The organism is Spongiactinospora gelatinilytica (assembly GCF_003236385.1).
GTDB lineage: Bacteria > Actinomycetota > Actinomycetes > Streptosporangiales > Streptosporangiaceae > Spongiactinospora > Spongiactinospora gelatinilytica.
The window spans coordinates 1-5,111 of record NZ_POUA01000464.1; the positions used below are offsets into that span (position 1 = coordinate 1).

Genomic DNA, 5,111 nt, shown 5'->3' on the forward strand with positions numbered 1-5,111 from the left:
CCCCCACACCGGCCCGCCGCAGCCCGACCACCGTGAGCAGGTACCCGAAGAAGAACGCCAGCACCACGGCCAGCACGATCGTCGCCAGATCCGACCACTCCAGCGCGGTCCCGATCACCATCCCGAGCACTTCCCCGATGGCACACCCGGTCAGGCAGTGCAACGTCGCCGACGCCGCCATCCCCCACGTCGCCCGATGCCCATGCCCACCCGCCATCCGGATCACTCCTCGAAGACCAAATACCTATACGGGGTATAAACCCGGACACTACCCCCCAATCGGCCTTCGAAGAACCGTTCGCAACACAGCGCGATTGATGCGATACTTTCTGTGACGGCAACGGCTATCCGAATCGATTGGAGCACACCATGACCAGCGGAGCCATTTCCCTGACCACCCAGGGACAGGGCGGCCCATCGGCTCCCGCTCGCGCCCCGACGACGGCCCTGGAGTTTCGTCGCCTCGCTCCCCCGCAACCCGCACATGCGCGTCGAGGTCCATCAACGGCAGGGTGATCGTGAGCCGCTGGGGCGATCCCCGCCAGTCCTGGATCATCAGCCTGCTCGTAATGCTCCTCGGCCCAGTGGCGGATGCGCGCGGCTGGCGAGTGTGGCCCAGCCTCGACGTCCGCACCGCCCACACCTGCGAGCCGCTGATCCCCGATCTGGCGATAGGCCCGAAAGACGCACCACGCTGGGGCGAGGACGAGATCCTTTCCAACGGCCTGGTCCTCGTGGCCGAGGTCGTCTCCCGATCCAGCGTGCGCGAAGACCGGGAGGACAAACCCGTCATCTACGCCAAGAGCGGCGTGCCGTTCATGCTCGTGGTCGACCCCATCGCCGAGCCCCCGACCGTGACCCTGTGGAGCGACCCCGGCGACGACGGCTACCGCACCGTCACCAAGGTCAAGATGGGTGAAGAGCCACCCGTCCCCCAGCCCAGTTCGGACCCGATAGCAGCAGGTCCGAATCCGATGACGGGGCAAGGTGGGGTCAGTCGAGGCCGCGTTTGCCGGGGGTCCAGAAGGGCTTGGTGCGGATGTCCTTGCGGTTCCAGCCGCGGTCGTGGACGAGGTGGCGGCGGATGGCCTGGATGGTGCGGGCCTCGCCGGCGAGGTAGGCGGTGCCGGGGGTGTCCGGGAGGTCGAGGTCGGCGACGGCCTTGACCAGTAGCGCCGAGCTCGCGGCGGACGCGCCGTTGCGGTTGATCCGCACCAGCTCGCGGGGAAGGTCGAGGTGGTCGCCCGCCTGGTCGGCCTCCGCCACGCCGTACACCGGTGCCGACTCCGGGATGGCCGACAGCATCGCGCCGAACGCCACCGAGGCGGTCTCCTCTCCGGCGAACAGGTGGTAGCGGGCTTCGTCGTGGGGCACGAAGTGGCCTTGAGGGCGGGTGAACCGGATCTTCTGCCCCACCGTCACCGTCCGGACCCACGTCGTGCCGGGGCCGTCGCCGCCGTGGTCGTGTCCGATCAGGTCGAGCGACTCCGAGGCCGTGTCGAGCCGCCAGATCGAGTACGTGCGCAGCGAGGTGCGCAGCATCAGCCGTACGTGCTGGCCGGGCGTCCATCGCAGCCCGGCCGGCTCCGCGCCGCGGATCCGGATCAAACGCATTCGGGGCGCCACCCACTGGGTTTCCGCGACCTCACCGGTGACCAGGAACCGGCTCAGCAGCGCCATCGCGATGGACGACCCTCTATCTGGCTTCTCCGGCATCTCACGCTCCCGCTGGTTCATCGGCGCCTCGGGTCCAGTTGCTCGATCCGGGTACGGGCCTCGACGAACACGGCCTGGATCTGCTCGACGACCCGAGGGTCGCCGTGCGCGTGAACCAGCGTCTTCACCGCCGACTTGACCAGGCGCAGCGCCGGGCCGATGATCTCCGCGGCCTCGGGCTCACGGAACATCCCCCACTCGCTCCTGCTGGCGGCCCGCGACCACATCCGCTCGATCTCGTCGCCGTGCTCGGCCGCCGCCTCACGCCCGGCATCGGTGGCGTGGTACACCTTGCGGCCGTCGCCGGCCTCCACGCGTACCAGCCCCTCGTCCTCCAGCATCTGGAGGGTCGGGTAGATCGAACCGGCGCTGGGCTCGTAGGTGCCGTTGAACCGCTCAGCGAGGCGGTTCATCACCTGGTATCCGTGCCCGGCCTCGGCCACGACCAGCGCGAGCACGGCTAATCGCAGCTCACCTGGCCCGAAGAACCGGCCGGTGGGTCCCACCCGGCCGGTTCCTGAGTTACGTCTCGCATTCATCATGACTCGAATGCTATATCGAACGATATAACGAAGTAAACGACTACACCGCACGAAACATGGAACGCCCGCCTGCGCCACCGGTGTGCCCGACCTGCCCACGCCCCAGCCGGTCCCGCCCACCGGGCCTATCCGCTGAAGAACTCCAGCAGTTCGGGGGCCAGCGCCACCGGGCTGACGTTGTGCGCCTGCCCGTCGAGCACCCGGCAGGACGCGCCGGGGATCATGGCGGCCACCGCCTTGCCCGCCGCGACCATCCAGGCGGGGCTGTCCTGGCCCGTGAGCACGAGCGCGGGACGTCCGAGCGAAGCGAGCCGTTCGGACGGTACGCCGCCCGGTCCCACCACCGCCGCCTCGTACGCCAGCGTGCGGGCGATCGCCTCGGCCTCCTCCCAGAACGGCTGGCCGCGCATGGCGGCCACCGCCTCGGCCGGGATGTCCGCTCCCCGGACCATGAACTCCTCCACCGCGTCACCGGGCCGTCCGTCGTCCACCAGCGCCTCCAGCCGGGCGGCGAAGCCATCAGGCAGCGCGGGCGCGTCCGCGACCACCCGGTACGGCGGCTCCCAGGCCGCGACCCGGGTGATCTCCGGCAGCCGCAACGCCGCCTCCAACGCCAGCGCCGCGCCCGACGACCCGCCGAAGACCATGGCCCGCCCGCCCACCTCGGCGACGAGCGCGGCCAGGTCCTCGACCTCCCGCTCCACCGCGTACGGCCGAGTGTCCCCGCTGTCCCCCCGGCCGCGCCGGTCGTAGTTCACCACCGTGAACCAGGGGGCGAGGGCGGCGGCCACTTCGCGCAGCGTGGGGTGGGCGCGATCGGTCATCGCGCCATGCACAAGGATCACGGCGGGGCCTTCCGACCCGTACCGATCGAAGGCGATCCGCGTACCATCCGCCGAAGCGACGAACCCGCCATAGCGCTCGACACCGACTACACCGGTCACAACACCTCCCAAAAATGGCAGTCAAGGCGACAAATTCACTGATGACCATCACACGGGCCGCACCGGATCCAGCATTTCCCAGCGACAAGCCAACGGCAAACACCTGAAGCACCAAGCCCGCCAAAGGCCCCCACACCGACTACACCGGACACGACATCCCAATCGCGGCCGAAGGCAACCCGCTCGCCATCGTCCAAAACGGCGACGCCGGGTACTGTCCAGGCAGCGGTGGATCTTGTGGGATCGAACACCCGGCGAGCGCTAGGACCTGCGTAAACGTGATCTCACCCGCCACCGCCCGAAGCGGCGAAGCCGTCGAAGGGGTTCAGGCGGGCTGTACCAGGCACAGGGCCTCCCAGTGGTGGCCGTCGAGGTCGGTGAAGGCCCGCTGGTAGCGGCCGAAGGACTCGCGGGCATCGCCCACGGGCTCGGCGCCTGCCGACACCGCCTTCTCGAAGAGGGCGTCCACGCCCTCGCGGTCGTCGGCGGCGATGACCATGATCACCTGAGTGCTGTCGGCCGGCTTGGCCACGGCATTACGGGCGTACCCGGCGAACACCGGCTCAGCCAGCAGCATGACCTGGGTGCGTTCGTTGATGACCACCGAGGCCATCTCATCACCCATGCCGAAAAGCTGGAAACCGAGCTTGGTGAAGAACTCCTTGGAGCGCTCGACGTCCTGGACGGGCAGATTGACGAACATAGTGTGCGACATGATGTCGGGGTTCCTTCCGCGCTGATCTCGTTGATCTCGTGATCCCGTTGATCTCTTCGATGTGCTTCGAGTATCGCGGCCCGGGAAATCCCCGGTCTTGTCATCGCGTGCCGGACGGTTTGACGTTCGATGCACTATCGACCGTTCAGCGCACTCCGCCGGAAGTCGGTCGGCGGCACGCCGTACGCCCGCCGGAAAACCCTGCTGAAGTGCGCGGAGTCGGGCAGGCCCCAGCGGGCGGCGACGGTGCTCACGCTCACGTCGCGCATGGCGGGGTCCGCGAGATCGCGGCGGCAGCGTTCGAGCCGCCGGTGGCGGATCAGCGCGGCCACCGTCGTGTCCTCGCCCTCGAACAGCCGGTGCAGGTACCGCAGCGAGATGTGGTGGCGGGCCGCGATGGTCTCAGGGCTCAGCTCGGGGTCGCCAAGGTGCTGGTCGATGAAGGCGTGAACGCTCAGCAACGACGTCTGCCGCCGCGCCCCCGCCTCCGGCGGCCCCTCCTCGCGCCCGGCCCGTTCGGCGACGGCCGCCGTGATCAGGTCGGTCACCACGGAGGACAGCCGGGCCGCCCCTTCGGGCCGGTAGGTGTCCAGGTCGGCCGCCACCCTGCGCAAGAACGGCCCGGCCAGCGCGGCGGTACCCTCCTCGGGCGCGAACGTGACGGCCGTCAGCCGTCCCACCACGCCGGTGCCCAGCGTCAGCGCGTCGTGCGGGAAGCTGAACACCGCGAGGCGCACCTCGGACTCGTACGCGATGTCGTACGGCCGGGCGAAGTCGTAAAGGGCGAACTCCCCGGGGCCGAGCCGCGCCTCCCGGTCGCCCTGTGTCACCAGCACACTTCCGGACACCGTCAGCACGACCCGGTACAACTCGGGACTGTCCTTGCGGATCAGCCGGGGCGTACGGTGCACGCTGTGCGGAGTGGTCGTCTGTACGCGCCCCACCGACAGCGACCCCAGCCGCCCGCCGTCGATCTGCCCGGCCAGCGGAATCCCGGGCGCGATCCGCACATCCAGCGGCCCGAGCGTCTCCCCTACGACGGCCCGCCACGCATCACGCCGCTCGTCGGCCGGTATGTCGCTCGCCCGAATCAGAACAGTCACTCACATCACCCCGCAGCGCGCATGCTAGGGCAAAACCCCCTCAGCGACCGTCCCAATCCCGCAACGCCGCGTAGTCCGCATCCGTCAGCCC

Annotated in this window: 6 protein-coding genes and 1 pseudogene; 1 reads left to right on the forward strand and 6 read right to left on the reverse strand. The window is 69.3% G+C overall.

The window, feature by feature from the left end; all coding sequences use genetic code 11:
* A partial coding sequence (locus C1I98_RS34770) for a DUF4396 domain-containing protein (protein WP_146607824.1) occupies window positions 1-217 on the reverse strand: 217 nt, incomplete at its 3' end.
* Between the two features lie 295 nt (window positions 218-512).
* On the opposite strand from C1I98_RS34770, the pseudogene C1I98_RS45915 reads away from it, so the two are divergent.
* Window positions 513-920 (forward strand): annotated as a pseudogene (locus tag C1I98_RS45915) (Uma2 family endonuclease); the annotation flags it as partial.
* Window positions 921-993: 73 nt separating this feature from the next.
* Here C1I98_RS45915 and C1I98_RS34780 read toward each other — a convergent pair.
* From C1I98_RS34780 to C1I98_RS34800, 5 genes are all read right to left on the reverse strand, one after another.
* A complete protein-coding gene (locus tag C1I98_RS34780) occupies window positions 994-1,716 on the reverse strand; it encodes a siderophore-interacting protein (RefSeq protein ID WP_199537451.1) in 723 nt (240 codons plus the stop codon).
* 17 nt (window positions 1,717-1,733) lie between these two features.
* On the reverse strand, window positions 1,734-2,222 hold the full coding sequence (locus C1I98_RS34785) for a PadR family transcriptional regulator (RefSeq protein ID WP_158558305.1): 489 nt from the start codon (window positions 2,220-2,222) through the stop codon (window positions 1,734-1,736).
* A 161-nt stretch (window positions 2,223-2,383) separates the two neighbouring features.
* On the reverse strand, window positions 2,384-3,103 hold the full coding sequence (locus C1I98_RS34790) for an alpha/beta fold hydrolase (RefSeq protein WP_233508438.1): 720 nt from the start codon (window positions 3,101-3,103) through the stop codon (window positions 2,384-2,386).
* A 424-nt stretch (window positions 3,104-3,527) separates the two neighbouring features.
* A complete protein-coding gene (locus C1I98_RS34795; RefSeq protein ID WP_111171568.1) occupies window positions 3,528-3,917 on the reverse strand; it encodes a VOC family protein in 390 nt (129 codons plus the stop codon).
* Between the two features lie 134 nt (window positions 3,918-4,051).
* Complete coding sequence (locus C1I98_RS34800) at window positions 4,052-5,020, reverse strand: AraC-like ligand-binding domain-containing protein (RefSeq protein ID WP_111171569.1); 969 nt, start codon at window positions 5,018-5,020, stop codon at window positions 4,052-4,054.
* Between the last annotated feature and the right edge of the window lie 91 nt (window positions 5,021-5,111).

What these genes read in the sequence shown, in the direction of transcription:
- C1I98_RS34780 (WP_199537451.1), bottom strand. Translation starts at nt 1,716, where the DNA reads ATGCCGGAGAAGCCAGATAGAGGGTCGTCCATCGCGATGGCGCTGCTG.
- C1I98_RS34795 (WP_111171568.1), bottom strand. Translation starts at nt 3,917, where the DNA reads ATGTCGCACACTATGTTCGTCAATCTGCCCGTCCAGGACGTCGAGCGC.